Origin of the sequence: Cryobacterium sp. Y11, assembly GCF_002929535.1 — a bacterium.
Lineage (GTDB): Bacteria > Actinomycetota > Actinomycetes > Actinomycetales > Microbacteriaceae > Cryobacterium.
Window position 1 is genome coordinate 532,378 of the sequence record NZ_PJJO01000061.1, and the last position, 12,977, is coordinate 545,354.

Annotated in this window: 13 protein-coding genes; 11 read left to right on the top strand and 2 right to left on the bottom strand. The window is 62.7% G+C overall.

What is annotated here, in order from left to right; genetic code table 11:
* Window positions 1–332 precede the first annotated feature (332 nt).
* The 9 genes from rpsB to CXY75_RS19245 all read left to right on the top strand — a co-directional run bounded on the left by rpsB (window position 333) and on the right by CXY75_RS19245 (window position 7,188).
* Entirely contained in the window at window positions 333–1,250 is a 918-nt protein-coding gene (gene rpsB / locus CXY75_RS19205; RefSeq protein WP_104084358.1) for a 30S ribosomal protein S2, read from the top strand.
* Window positions 1,251–1,260: 10 nt separating this feature from the next.
* The gene (gene tsf / locus CXY75_RS19210) at window positions 1,261–2,088 is read left to right on the top strand and encodes a translation elongation factor Ts (protein ID WP_104084359.1); all 828 of its coding nucleotides are present in this window, start codon (window positions 1,261–1,263) and stop codon (window positions 2,086–2,088) included.
* 123 nt (window positions 2,089–2,211) lie between these two features.
* Window positions 2,212–2,973, top strand: coding sequence for a UMP kinase (gene pyrH, locus CXY75_RS19215; RefSeq protein ID WP_104084360.1), 762 nt, complete (start codon window positions 2,212–2,214; stop codon window positions 2,971–2,973).
* 30 nt (window positions 2,974–3,003) lie between these two features.
* A complete protein-coding gene (gene frr / locus CXY75_RS19220; protein ID WP_104084361.1) occupies window positions 3,004–3,558 on the top strand; it encodes a ribosome recycling factor in 555 nt (184 codons plus the stop codon).
* Between the two features lie 11 nt (window positions 3,559–3,569).
* A complete protein-coding gene (locus CXY75_RS19225; protein WP_104084362.1) occupies window positions 3,570–4,583 on the top strand; it encodes a phosphatidate cytidylyltransferase in 1,014 nt (337 codons plus the stop codon).
* 47 nt (window positions 4,584–4,630) lie between these two features.
* Entirely contained in the window at window positions 4,631–5,317 is a 687-nt protein-coding gene (locus tag CXY75_RS19230) for a DivIVA domain-containing protein (RefSeq protein WP_233202031.1), read from the top strand.
* Window positions 5,318–5,371: 54 nt separating this feature from the next.
* A complete protein-coding gene (locus tag CXY75_RS19235; protein WP_104084363.1) occupies window positions 5,372–6,028 on the top strand; it encodes a hypothetical protein in 657 nt (218 codons plus the stop codon).
* A 78-nt stretch (window positions 6,029–6,106) separates the two neighbouring features.
* Window positions 6,107–6,409, top strand: a complete 303-nt coding sequence (locus CXY75_RS19240; protein ID WP_199182508.1) for a hypothetical protein — start codon at window positions 6,107–6,109, stop codon at window positions 6,407–6,409.
* 83 nt (window positions 6,410–6,492) lie between these two features.
* Window positions 6,493–7,188 carry an alpha/beta hydrolase gene (locus CXY75_RS19245; RefSeq protein ID WP_233202048.1) on the top strand — a complete coding sequence of 232 codons (696 nt, stop codon included), beginning with the start codon at window positions 6,493–6,495 and terminating at the stop codon, window positions 7,186–7,188.
* Between the two features lie 41 nt (window positions 7,189–7,229).
* Here the strand turns inward: CXY75_RS19245 and CXY75_RS19250 are convergent, their stop codons facing one another.
* Window positions 7,230–8,279, bottom strand: coding sequence for an AI-2E family transporter (locus CXY75_RS19250; RefSeq protein WP_104084365.1), 1,050 nt, complete (start codon window positions 8,277–8,279; stop codon window positions 7,230–7,232).
* Between the two features lie 23 nt (window positions 8,280–8,302).
* On the bottom strand, window positions 8,303–9,910 hold the full coding sequence (locus CXY75_RS19255) for a hypothetical protein (protein WP_104084366.1): 1,608 nt from the start codon (window positions 9,908–9,910) through the stop codon (window positions 8,303–8,305).
* Between the two features lie 259 nt (window positions 9,911–10,169).
* Between CXY75_RS19255 and CXY75_RS19260 the strand changes: the two genes are divergently transcribed.
* Together CXY75_RS19260 and CXY75_RS19265 are read left to right on the top strand one after the other, a co-directional pair.
* Complete coding sequence (locus tag CXY75_RS19260; protein WP_104084367.1) at window positions 10,170–11,993, top strand: hypothetical protein; 1,824 nt, start codon at window positions 10,170–10,172, stop codon at window positions 11,991–11,993.
* The gene (locus CXY75_RS19265) at window positions 11,990–12,964 is read left to right on the top strand and encodes a tetratricopeptide repeat protein (RefSeq protein WP_104084368.1); all 975 of its coding nucleotides are present in this window, start codon (window positions 11,990–11,992) and stop codon (window positions 12,962–12,964) included. The genes CXY75_RS19260 and CXY75_RS19265 overlap by 4 nt, the downstream gene beginning before the upstream one ends.
* Window positions 12,965–12,977: the final 13 nt, after the last annotated feature.

Genomic DNA, 12,977 nt, shown 5'->3' on the forward strand with positions numbered 1-12,977 from the left:
GGATGCGATGGTATCCGTGCACTGAACCGCAGAACCACGCCTGTGGAGGAGCCGCCCCGTCTCGCCCGCGCCACCTTACTCGGACCCACTCGAACGGTTCCGCCCGACCGGCCAGCGGTGGTACGCTATCCCCAGCAGCGCTTTGTGCGCTGACTACGCGTGCCCATTTGGCCGCCATGTCCAATCGGTCCCGTCTCACGCCAGATTCATGCACAGTGAATCTTCGTGTCACAGGGCGGACGTGTGCCGGGCACCAGGAGCGATGATCGACCGATTATCGCACAAACCGATTGATGTGCGTGCGAGCGCAGATTAGAACAGGAGTACGGCATATGGCCGTCGTAACCATCCGCCAGCTGCTCGACAGCGGCGTGCACTTCGGGCACCAGACCCGCCGTTGGAACCCGAAGATGAAGCGCTTCATCTTCACCGAGCGTTCCGGCATCTACATCATCGACCTGCAGCAGTCGCTCGGGTTCGTTGACAAGGCCTATGACTTCGTCAAGGAGACGGTTGCTCACGGCGGCACCATCCTCTTCGTTGGCACCAAGAAGCAGGCCCAGGAATCCATCTCGGAGCAGGCGCAGCGCGTAGGCCAGCCCTACGTCAACCAGCGCTGGCTCGGTGGACTTCTCACGAACTTCCAGACCGTTTCCAAGCGTCTGGCCCGCATGAAAGAACTCGAAGAGCTCGACTTCGACGACACCGCCAAGAGCGGTTTCACGAAGAAGGAAATGCTTATCAAGAAGCGCGAGCTGGTCAAGCTGCACAAGAGCCTCGGCGGAATCCGCAACCTCACGAAGACCCCGTCTGCATTGTGGGTTGTTGACACTAACAAGGAGCACCTCGCCATTGACGAGGCGCGCAAGCTCGGCATCCCCGTCATCGCCATTCTCGACACCAACTGCGACCCCGACGACGTGCAGTACCCGATTCCGGGCAACGACGACGCCATCCGCTCCGTTGGCCTGCTCACCCGCATCATCGCGGACGCAGCAGCCGAGGGCCTGATCCAGCGCCACGCCAAGCCGGAGGCCGAAGTTGAGCCCCTCGCCGCGTGGGAAGCCGAACTGCTGCAGGCCTCCGACGCCGAGAGCACCCCCGCGCAGTCCTCTGCCGAAACCGAGAAGGTTGCCGACGCTTCCGTCGCCGCCGATGAGGCCGTCGTTGCAGAGGTCATCGTTGCTGACACCAGCATCGCCGACGCTGTCGCCGAAGAGCCGACCGTCGTCGCCGACGAGACCAAGTAAGGAACCCGGTATGGCAAACTTCACACTCGAAAACGTCAAGGCTCTCCGCGAGAACCTCGGCACCGGAATGGTCGACACCAAGAACGCCCTCGTTGAAGCCGACGGCGACATGGACAAGGCCATCGAGATCCTGCGTCTCAAGGGTGCCAAGGGCAACGCCAAGCGCGCTGACCGTTCCACCTCTGAGGGACTGGTCGCTGCCAAAGAAATTGGCAACACCGCGTACCTGATCGAGCTCGCCTGCGAGACCGACTTCGTCGCGAAGGGTGTCAAGTTCGTCGCCCTGGCCGACAAGGTTATCGACGCGATCGCCGCCGCTGGCGCGACCACTGTTGAGGCTGGACTGGCCGCAACGGCTGGCACCCAGACCGTTGCCGAGCTCATCGACGGCGAAGCAGCCATCATCGGCGAGAAGTTCGAACTTCGCCGTGTTGCAGCCGTCACCGGCGAGTCGTTCTCGATCTACCTGCACAAGACCAGCAAGGACCTGCCCCCGCAGGTCGGTGTTGTTCTCGGCTTCTCCGGAGCCGATGTAGAGACCGCTCGTAGCGTTGCTCAGCACATCTCGTTCGCCAACCCCGAGTACCTGGCAGCGAGCGACGTTCCTGCTGACCTCGTGGAGACCGAGCGCAAGATCGTCACCGAGATCTCGAAGAACGAGGGCAAGCCGGAAGCGGCCCTGCCCAAGATCGTTGAGGGACGCGTCAAGGCATTCCTCAAGCAGGTGGCCCTGCTCGAACAGGACTACGCCAAGGACAACAAATTGTCCGTCGCGAAGGTTCTGGACGACGCAAAACTGACCGTGTCGGGCTTTGCCCGGTTCAAGGTCGGCGCCTAACAAAAACTGACGGAGGTCGGATTGCGAAAGCGATCCGACCTCCGTTTGTGTGTGTGCCCCTGCCGGGTATACGCGCGCACTTGGTAGTTTGGTAGTACCCCACTTCGGAAGGCCCCGCACGACATGACTGACACGGCCAGTACCCACACCCACTCCAGCCCGGTGCACCCGGGTGCTATCCCCAAAAAACGCCGTGTGCTCTTGAAACTGTCCGGTGAAGCCTTCGGCGGCGGCGCCGTTGGGGTGAATCCGGATGTCGTCAGCTCGCTGGCGCGAGAAATCGCCGAGGGTGCCAAACAGGTCGAAGTGGCCATCGTCGTTGGCGGCGGAAACTTCTTTCGCGGCGCCGAACTCTCCCAGCGCGGCATGGACCGTGGACGTGCCGACTACATGGGGATGCTCGGCACGGTTATGAACGCTCTGGCCCTGCAGGACTTTCTCGAGCAGGCCGGCGCTGAGACCCGCGTGCAGTCCGCCATCTCGATGACCCAGGTCGCCGAGCAGTACATTCCGCGGCGCGCCGAACGTCACCTGGAAAAGGGCCGCGTCGTCATCTTCGGCGCTGGCGCCGGGCTGCCGTACTTCTCTACCGATACCGTTGCGGCTCAGCGCGCCCTCGAAATTGACGCCGATGTGGTGCTCGTGGCCAAGAACGGCGTTGACGGCGTCTATTCCGACGACCCGCGCACCAATCCCGACGCCCAGAAGATTCACCACATCACCTACCTCGAGGCCCTGCAGCGTGGCCTCAAGGTGGTTGACTCCACCGCGTTTAGTCTGTGCATGGATAACCACATGCCGATGCAGGTGTTCGGTATGGCACCAGAAGGTAACGTGACAGCGGCCATCCTGGGCACCGATCTGGGCACTCGCGTCTCCAACTAGAATTGTTCCACCACCAATAAAGGAGTCACCGTGATAGCGGATGTTCTTTCCGACGCCACTGCGCGCATGAACCGGGCCCTCGAGGCTGCCAAAGACGATTTTGGTACCGTGCGCACGGGGCGTGCCAACCCGCAGATGTTCGCGAAGATTCTGGTGAGCTATTACGGCACCCTGACTCCGCTGGAGCAGCTCGCCTCCCTACAGAACCAGGAAGCTCGCACGATGCTGATCGGTCCGTACGACAAGGCGGCACTGCGGGACATCGAGATCGCGATTCGGGACACGCCGAACCTGGGTGCCAACGTTGGCAATGACGGCACCACCATTCGGGCAACCCTTCCAGAACTCACCACGGAACGCCGCAAGGAATTCGTGAAAATCGTCAAAGCCAAGGCAGAGGATGCCCGCATCTCGGTGCGCAACATTCGCCGCAAGGCTAAGGATGAACTCGACACTCTCAAGACTGAGGTCGGCGACGACGAGGTCGGTCGGGCCGAGAAAGAGCTTGAGCTGATCACGAAGAGCCACGTGGATGGCATTGATGACGCCTTCAAGCGCAAGGAAGCCGAACTCCTCGAGATCTAGGGAACGCTGAGATGACCGAGAAACCCGGGAATGACCAGCCGCACAAGCGCGGTCACGGTGTCAGTCGTGCCGAGTTTCGGGCGCAGGTAAAAACTACGCGGGCAGATTTCGAACGCCAGGTGCAAAACACCAAGGCCGATTTTGAACGTCAGGTGCAGGCGACCCGCGCCCAGCTTGATGCTACGAACGAGCGCATCGCGGCGCGTACCGGGCGCAACCTCATCCTGGCTACTTTGATCGGTTTGGTGCTCGGCGGCTCCATGTTGGTCAGCCTCATCATCATCAAGCAATTGTTTATGATTTTTGCCGTCGTGATCGTGGGCTTTTGTGCCTTTGAATTGGCACAGGCCCTCCGCCACGCCGGGCATAGCGTTCCCCGCATTCCCGTGATCATCTCGGCGATTGCCATCGTTCCGGCAGCGTTCTACTTTGGGGCGACCGGCCAGTGGCTGGCTATGCTCGGTGGTATCGTGCTGATCGGCCTGTGGCGTCTGGGCCTTCTTGTGATTCCGTCGCATCGTGCCTCGGCCCGTTCCCTCGTCGGCGACGTGGGTGGCGGCATCCTGATTCAGGTATATGTCGTCTTTCTCGCCAGTTTCGCCGTGCTCCTGGTGGCCCAAGACCACGGCCAGTGGTGGACCCTCGCCTTTTTGATCCTGGTGATTTCTGCCGATATTGGGGCCTACGTCAGCGGGCTGAACTTCGGCAAGCACCCGATGGCTCCCTTGATCAGTCCCAAGAAAACGTGGGAGGGCTTCATCGGTGCTGGCGTGATCTGTGTGATCGCCGGTGTCGTGCTGTCGATCTTCATGCTCGACCAGCCATGGTGGTTCGGTCTGGTGTTCGGAGCAGTCATCCTGCTCACCGCCACCTTCGGCGACCTCGCCGAATCGCTCATCAAGCGTGACCTCGGTATCAAGGACATGAGCTCGTGGCTGCCAGGGCACGGCGGTTTTCTTGACCGGCTCGACTCGATCCTGCCGTCGGCCGCTGCAGCGTACGCGCTCTATTTGGTCTTCGCGTGAGTCTGACCGATTCTTCCACCACGAACTCCGTACGAGACAATGAGGGTATGAGCACCATATTTCCCCGAGTGGGCAAGAAGTCTCTCGGCTATAACGTCGCGCAGGTTGACGCTTTTATGGCCGCTGCCCGCAGAGCCTATGACCAGGTCGATGAGACCGATCAAAGCGATGCCGACACCGGTGCCCTGGGATCGGTCGACTGGATCGCGGCCGGACGTGCTGGGGCACGGCAGCCCGCCCCCGACCACCAGAGAGTTGGCACGAAGCAGGCGACGGACGAAGCGCGCCGCAGCGGCGCGAACCTGACGGCGGAGGGCATCCGGCACACCGCTTTTGCCATGCACAAGGGCGGTTATTCGCCGGAACATGTTGACGCGGCTTTGGAACGTCTGGAAGACGCGTTCGCGGCTCGGGAACGCGATCAGGCCACACGCACCGGGGGAGCGGGGGCGTGGATGGCCGAGGCCGGTGCCGTGGCCAACGAACTGGTCACCCGCCTCAGCCGTGCGCCCGGACACCGGTTCACCCGCACGAGTGTGCTGGCAATTGGCTATAGACGGGTCGATGTTGATCGGTTTGCCAATAAGTTGGTGAAGTATTTTCACGACGGCCGTGAGCTCTCGGTGGACGAAGTTCGCACGGCCGTTTTTCGCCCTGAACGGGGAGGATACCGCGAAGCGCAGGTCGATCTGGTGCTCGACAGTGTCGTGCAGGTCATGCTTGCGGTTCGGTAATGGGGAGACCGTTATCTGGCCGTTATCAAAATTGTCGGCTAGGGTCTTCTACTAATGGGTAGGCATCTGCAAGAAATCAAAACCATCTCGGCTCCGGCTCGGCCGCCTGTTCGTCGTACCCGGCGGCGTGCCAAGCCATCACAGGTCGTGTTCGGGTTCACCGCAGCGTTCGCCTTCGTTCTGGTCACCGTGGTCGATCCGTACTCGGGTGCCACAGCATCGCCCTACTTTCAACTGGCCAGCAGCACCGATTCCGCACCGGCACAAGCCGTGCTCGTGGCCGGCAGCTACACGAACACCATCACCCGCGACGGCTACACCGTGACGGAAAAGCCCAAGCCGGTTCCCGTTCCCGTTGTCGCCGCGAAGAAGAAGACTTTCACAGCACCCGCGGCTGCCGTGCCCGATCCTGGCTCTGCCAAGGCGTACGCCTACGACGCCGTTGCGGCTCGTGGCTGGGGTGAAGACCAATACGACTGCCTCGTTTCCCTGTGGCAAAAAGAGTCGCGCTGGGATGTGAGCGCTCAGAACGGTTCGAGTGGCGCCTACGGCATTCCTCAAGCACTGCCCGGTTCCAAAATGGCGTCAGCGGGTGAAGACTGGGCAACGAACGCCGGAACGCAGATTGAATGGGGCCTGGGCTACGTCTCGGGGCGGTACGGCACGCCGTGCGGAGCGTGGGCGAAGTCCGAGGCATCCGGCTGGTACTGACAGCCCTGCTTGTCTGCACCAGGCAGCTGGGTAAGCCGTTGGGCGCGTACCGGCCTGCACGCGCTTTAGACTGGAGCAATGGCGCGCAGCAATCGACCCCGAGGCCGCAAGTCAGCTCCCCGGGATGATGACGACGCTGACGACTTAAATGACCTGCTGGCGGGCTGGCGTCGAAGCGAGGTTCGCCGGGACGGTCTGTGGCACGTTCAGCCGGTATCAGCCAAGAATGCCGCCAAGACCTATTTGTGCCCCGGTTGCACGCTCGACATCGTGCCGGGCACTGCGCACATGGTCACCTGGCGCGGCGACGGAGTCCTGGGCGATGCGGCCGACTTATCGAATCGTCGGCACTGGCACATGCACTGTTGGAAGATCAAATGACTCGTGACCCTGCCACACTCGAGACGCAAGGAGACCCAGTGACCCTGCCCGTTAATGTTCGTGGAGGCATCGCACTGCCCGCTATGAGAGAACAGGTCACGTTTAACACCAGCGATGGACTCACGCTGGTGGGCGAGTTGGCGACCCCGGTGGGGCGACCGATCGTGGCGACCCTGGTCACGCTGCATCCGCTGCCCACCGCCGGCGGGTTCATGGACTCGCACATTCTGCGCAAGGCGGCCAACCGCTTGCCGGCGATGGCTGACCTCGCCGTGCTGCGCTTCAATACCAGAGGCACCTCGTCACCGCGCGGAACCAGTGGCGGTAACTTCGGGGGTGGCGTGACCGAACGCGCCGATGTGGCGGCAGCGATGGCCTTCGTCGCCGCACGCAACCTGCCCAACCCGTGGCTGGTCGGCTGGTCTTTCGGAACGGAACTCGCTCTGAAATACGGCCTGGAGTATCCGATTCTCGGTGCCATACTGCTCTCACCGCCCCTGCACCGCACGACGAACGCCGAACTGGCGGCGTGGGCCGGTAATGAGCGCCAGCTGGTAGCGGTCATCGCCGAATTTGACGATTATCTCAGACCGGATGCTGCCCGCGTGCGGTTTGCTAGCGTTCCGGGCCTGCGGTTTATCGAGGTCGAGGGCGGCAAACACCTCTGGGTCGGTGAGAATCTCACCCGTCGGGTGCTGACCGAGATCGTCGCGACGGTCAATCCAGAAGCGCTCCCGCTGCCCACCGAGTGGACCGGAGAGCTGGCGGCTGCCTCCTGAGCGCCGCTTTGTGACCCGAGTTCGCGGCCACGGGGAGTAACTTACAGCTCGTTCTGCCGGGGAATGACGACTTGTTTGACGATCATGATGACGGACGCAGCGACCGGAATGGCGATGAGGGCGCCCAGAATGCCCAGCAGGTTGCCGCCGGCTAGGGCAGCGATGACGACGACAGCTCCCGGCACTGCAACAGCCCGGCTCATGATCTTGGGGCTCAGGAAGTATGCCTCGACCTGCATATAAATGAGGTAGTAGATTGCCGCGACCAGGGCCGTCTTTGGTGAGCTGCCGATCTCGGGGATCAGGCAGGTCAGCACGATGATGACGGAACCGCTGATCGTACCGACGAGCGGAATCAGTGAGAGCAGGAAGGCGATGAACGCGAGCAACGCCGGAAAGGGCGCCCCAATGATCGACAAAAAGATGAAGCTCAACACCCCGTTCACAGAGGCCAGGGCGGCCTGCCCGACAATGTAGCGACCGACGGCCGTGGTGATCTGCTCGCTCAGGTTGGTGAAACGCTCACGTTTCGACGCGGGTATCAGCTGGTACGTTGCGCGTTTCATGCCGTTGAGGGAGGCGGTGAAGTAGAGCGTGAGAATGAGGATGATCAACGCCCCGAAGAGCCCGCTCACAAACGCCAAGCCCGACTGAACCAAAGTCGTGGTGATGTTTGAGAGGTTTCCACCCAGGTAATCGGTGATGGACTTGGTGAGCGCAGGCACATCGAGTGCGGGGAACTGATTTTGCAGATCGACCGAGAGGGTGGAGGAGTTGACCGCACGCACTAGCTCGGGGAAGAGCTTAGAGAGCTTAGATACTTGGTCGACGATGATCGGCACGATCGCGAAGACGACCGCCGTCAGCACGCCGAGCACGCCGGCGAGAACGGTCACAATCGCGGCCCACCGCGGGAATCTCTTCTTCTCCAGCCAGGACACTGCTGGGTCGAGCCCGAGCGCGATGAACAGCGCGGCCCCGACGTAGATGATGATCGTCTGCAACGAGATGATCGAGGTGATGATGAGCAGGCCCAGGCCCACGCCTAAAGTACCGACGAGTCCGAACCGAAACGCATTTTGAATTTTCACGGGTCGTCTCCAGGCCTGGGGATTTACTCGGCTGCGACCCGCTCTGCCTGGGTCAAAACGCTGCGAAGGCTTTCAAAATATCCCGCAACAGCGTCGCGTTCAATTCTAATCTGTGCCATGCGATCTTCGGCGTCAGCGACGAGTGCCTGGGAGCGCGTTGTGGCATCGGTGACGAGTGCAGTAGCGCTGCTGTGGGCGTCGCTCAGAATACGCTCGGCCGCCTCCTCGGCTTGCTGCTTCTCGGCCTGGGCTGCGGCGCGGGCGCCAGTATCGAGCTGCTCGTTGACGGCGCGCAATTCTGCGGTGCGTGCGGTGGTCTCGGCCAGCTGTTTGGAGGCATCCGCTTGAAATTTCTGCGCCTGCGCGAGCGCTTCCTGATGCAGGGCGAGATGTTCTTGCTCGGCCTCGTCACGGCGAGCTTTCAGCTCAACGTCGAAGTCGGCACGGGTCTGGTCGACTTCTCTGGCCAGTTGGGACACCTCGTGCTCGCTCTTCGAGCGGGCAGCCGCGAGCTGATTCTCTAGGTCGATGCGAGCCTGCTCGGCATCGGACTCCGCATCCAGCCTGGCCTGCTGGTTCTGGCGAATTCGGTCGGCCGTTTCCTGCTCAACTTCGGCCGCGAGCGCGGCGTGGGCCTGCTCAGTCTCGCGAGTCAGGGCGGCGCGCTGGCGCACCTGATCGCGGGCCGCATCGGTGCTGGCTTGTTCACGTTCGACAGCAAGCACGGCGTGGCTCTGTTCGATTTCGCGGGCCAGATCGATTCGACCTTGCTCGACCTCTGCGGCGAGCAGGGTGTGGGCTTGGTCGGCTTGGTGGGCCAGCGCCAGGCGGCCCTCGCTGGTCTCGCGGGCGAGGTCTACCCGGGCTTGCTCGGTTTCGGTAGAAAGGTCTAAGCGGGCCTGCTCGGTTTCACGTTGCAGGTCGGCGCGTTGCTGGTCGAGTTCGAGCGCTACCTCGGCTCGGATCAGTTCGGTCTCCCGGGTCAAGCCGGCAGCGGTCTCACGCGCGTCGGTGGCCTCACGCTGGGCCACGACGCGCACCTCGGCGGCTTCTCGATCCGCTTCAGAACGGATGGCGGCGACCTCGCGCTTGACCGTTGCGCGCGCCTCGGCCGCTTCGGTGGCGACAGCGCCACGAATCAGAGACGCTTCCCGCACGGCATCCTGGGTGATCTGGGCTTGCTCGTCCTGAGCGCGGGCTTGGGCGTCTCCCGTTTCTGCTCGCACGTCGTCGAGAACGCGGCGGGCCTTGACCGTGGCATCAGAGAGGGTGCGCTCGGCGTGCTCGAGCGCGTTGTTGCGGAGCAGGTCGACCTCGGCCTGCGTCGAAGCGCGCAGTTTCTCCGCGTCGATGTCTGCTTGGGCGATAACGCGGGTGGACTGTTCCTCCGCCACGCGTAGGGTGCTTTCCAACTTCGTCCCTAGGCCAGAGAACGTGGGACTACCGACCTCTTCAATCTCGGCAGTGAGATCCTCGATGCGTGCGGCCAGCCGTTTGATCTCGCGGCCAGCCTCAGCATTTTGGGTGTTTGCCTGGATCAGTTCGCGTCGGAGGGCCTGAACGGCCTTCGAGACCTCGTCTTTGTCATAGCCACGAAATACTTGGGTGAAATCACCCTGGTCGTCAGACACGTTAACTCCTTGCAGGTGGGGCCCAGGCCCGTAGATGGATCATGCATGACGGGGAACACCACAATTTTAGTCCTGTGCGGCCAGCGACCGTTCTCGTTCGAGCTAACAAGCTGGTGCCGCACTCTATTAGGCTCCTCTCAGGAGAACGCAGTAACGTGAAAGGTCCGTGTCTGAGGACCTTCAGTCACGCGAGTCACCCACAGTGACTGAACAGTGCCCCAGATAGTACCGACCAGCGTTCAACGCTGAAGGGTGATACGTGCGATTTGCTCTTGCCATAGCGGCATTCGTTCTTGCCGCCGTGATGATCGTTCTCGGCATCGCGCAGCGAACAATCCTGTTGGAACCCGCTTTCAGCTCCTTGACCGCCACAGTAACCGGTGAGCCGCAGTATGTCGTGGTTGATCCAGCGGCCCTCGCCGCGTCCGCGGGTAGCCAGACCATCGACGTGCGAGGCGCTGGAGATATCTTCATGGCTTATGGGCGTTCGGAAGACGTGTCCGCCTGGATCGGCAATGACGCATACGCGACGGTTGGCCTCAGCGAAGAAACGGGTGAACTCTCCGCGACGACAACCGCCGCCGTCGTAGAGGAGAACGAGACCGGCATTGCCGGAATCACGGCCGCTGAGGAACCGACCATTGTGAACCCGGCTGGCTCCGACCTGTGGCTGGAGGAATTCACCAGCATCGATTCACTCACGAGCACGCTGGCCCTGCCAGAGGGCATATCGGTCATCATCGCTTCCGACGGGATCGAACCGGCGCCGACCAGCATCCGTTTGTCGTGGGCCTCTGACAACTCCACTCCGTGGGCCGGTCCGCTGCTGGCCGGCGGGGCACTGCTGCTGCTCTCGGGCTTGGTGCTGTATTTGCTTGCGCTGCTGCACTTGCGCCGGTCACGTCGCCCGCGGCGCAACGTTCCGCGTGGACCGCGCCTACCCCGGTTGCCGCGCGCCCCGCGCCCCAAGGCGATCAAGGCCAGTCAGATCACCACTTCTCGGCGCGGAATCGCCCGTCGGGTTGCCATTATCCCGATGATTGTGGTGTCCGGCCTGGCGCTGAGTGGCTGCTCGGCCGAACTCTGGCCCGATTTCAGCCCGGCGACGACGGTCACCGCCACACCGACCCCGACGCCGCAAGCCACCGACTCGGTCGAGGCGGCAGCCGAACTTCCACCGCCAGCGGTCACGGTCGCCCAACTCGAGAACATCATGAGCGAGATTTCTGTTCTCACAGCGGATGCCGATGCGAACCTGAATTCCGAAACGCTTGCCACGAGGTTTACCGGTCCGGCCCTTGAGCAACGCCTGGCCAACTACAAGATTCGCGCCGTCGACCCCGCTGTGGCTCCGTTGCTGGCTCTCCCGGGCGCTCCGCTTACGTTCACACTGCCCCAGCAGACCAACTCGTGGCCACGGGTGGTTATGACCGTGGTTCAGGACGCCAACGATTCCACCATTCCCACGACGGCGGTCATGCTCAAGCAGGAGTCGGCTCGTTCCAACTATCAAGTGGAATACCTGTTCGCGCTCGAGCAGTCAGCGCACGTGCCGAAGGTAGCCCCGGCGGTGGTGGGTGCCCCGGCGATCGCGCCCGACAACAAATTGTTGCTGCTGCCGCCGAATGAGATCTCTGCCGCCTACGCCGATATCTTGCTGAACGGTGAGGCCAGCGCGTTGTACCCTTTGTTCGAAAGCGAAGGAGACAACTTTCGCATCCAGGTCGCCGATTTGAATGCGGCGAAGATTGCCGCCTTGCCGACGACGGCATCCATTGAATTTGCCGCAGCGGCGGGCAACGACGAGGCGGTCGCTCTGGCGACCAACGATTCGGGCAGCATCGTGGCCGTGAGCATGACCGAAACCGAAACGGTCAAGCCGGTCGACGAGGGTGCCACGGTCGGCCCTGATGCGGATGCCGCGGCCACCAAGGCGCTCTCTGGCATTACCACCACGGCCAAGGGCTTTCAAAATACCTATCGCGACCAACTGCTGTTCTACGTACCGACGGCCGGTTCAAGCGACAAAATAGTGCTTTTGGGCTTTGCCCAGGGCCTGATCTCATCGGCGGAGCTTCCATGACGAATATGCCCCCTTCCCCCTCCAGCCTGCGCGGAGCGGTCGACCTCTCCTCGCTCGTGAATCGGGCACCGGCCGGTGCACCGCCGGCTGCCGTCACCGGGGGTTCTCCCGCCGCCCCGGGAGCCGCGACCGGACCGGTCGCGGTGCCGAGCCTGGTGCTCGACGGTACCGACGCGAACTTCGGTGAGCTGCTCGAACTGTCGTCGCGCGTTCCCGTGATCGTGGGTCTGTGGGCGTCCTGGAGCGAGCCATCTACTGCGCTGATGACCGGGCTGGAAAAGATCATCACGGCCTACGCCGGCCGGTTCGTGCTGGCCCGCGTTGACATTGACGCGAACCCTCAACTCGCGCAGGCCTTTCAGGCGCAGTCGGTTCCTACGGTCGCCGCCGTCATCACCGGCCAGCCGGTACAGCTGTTCAACGGCCCGCTGGCCGAGGAACAAATTAGCGACGTACTCGGCCGCGTGCTCGAACTCGCCGCCCAGCAGGGCGTGACGGGCATGGCTGAAGTGCCGGCCGCCTCCGACGAGCCGGCCGCCGCACCCGTCGAGGAACCACTGCCGCCGCACCACCTGGAGGCCTACGCGGCCATCGAAGCCGGCGACTATGCCACAGCGCAGAGCGAATACCGTACGGCGCTCGCCCAGAACCCGAACGACACGATGGCCGTCGCCGGTCTTGCCCAGGTGAGCCTGCTCGCCCGGCTGCAGGGCAAGACCATCGACCAGATTCGAAACGGTGCGGCATCTTCTCCCGACGATCTTGAGGCGCAACTGCTGGTCGCCGACCTCGACCTGTCTGGCGGGCACATCGAGGATGCCTTCGATCGCTTGCTCAGCCTGTTTCCGGCCCAGCCAGCCCCCGGCCGCAACGCCATCCGCGAGCGCATCCTCGAACTGTTCGAGGTCATCGGCCAAGACGACCCCCGGGTAGCGCCCACCCGCTCCCGCCTCACCGCCCTCCTCTACTGATCTTCTCGCGAGA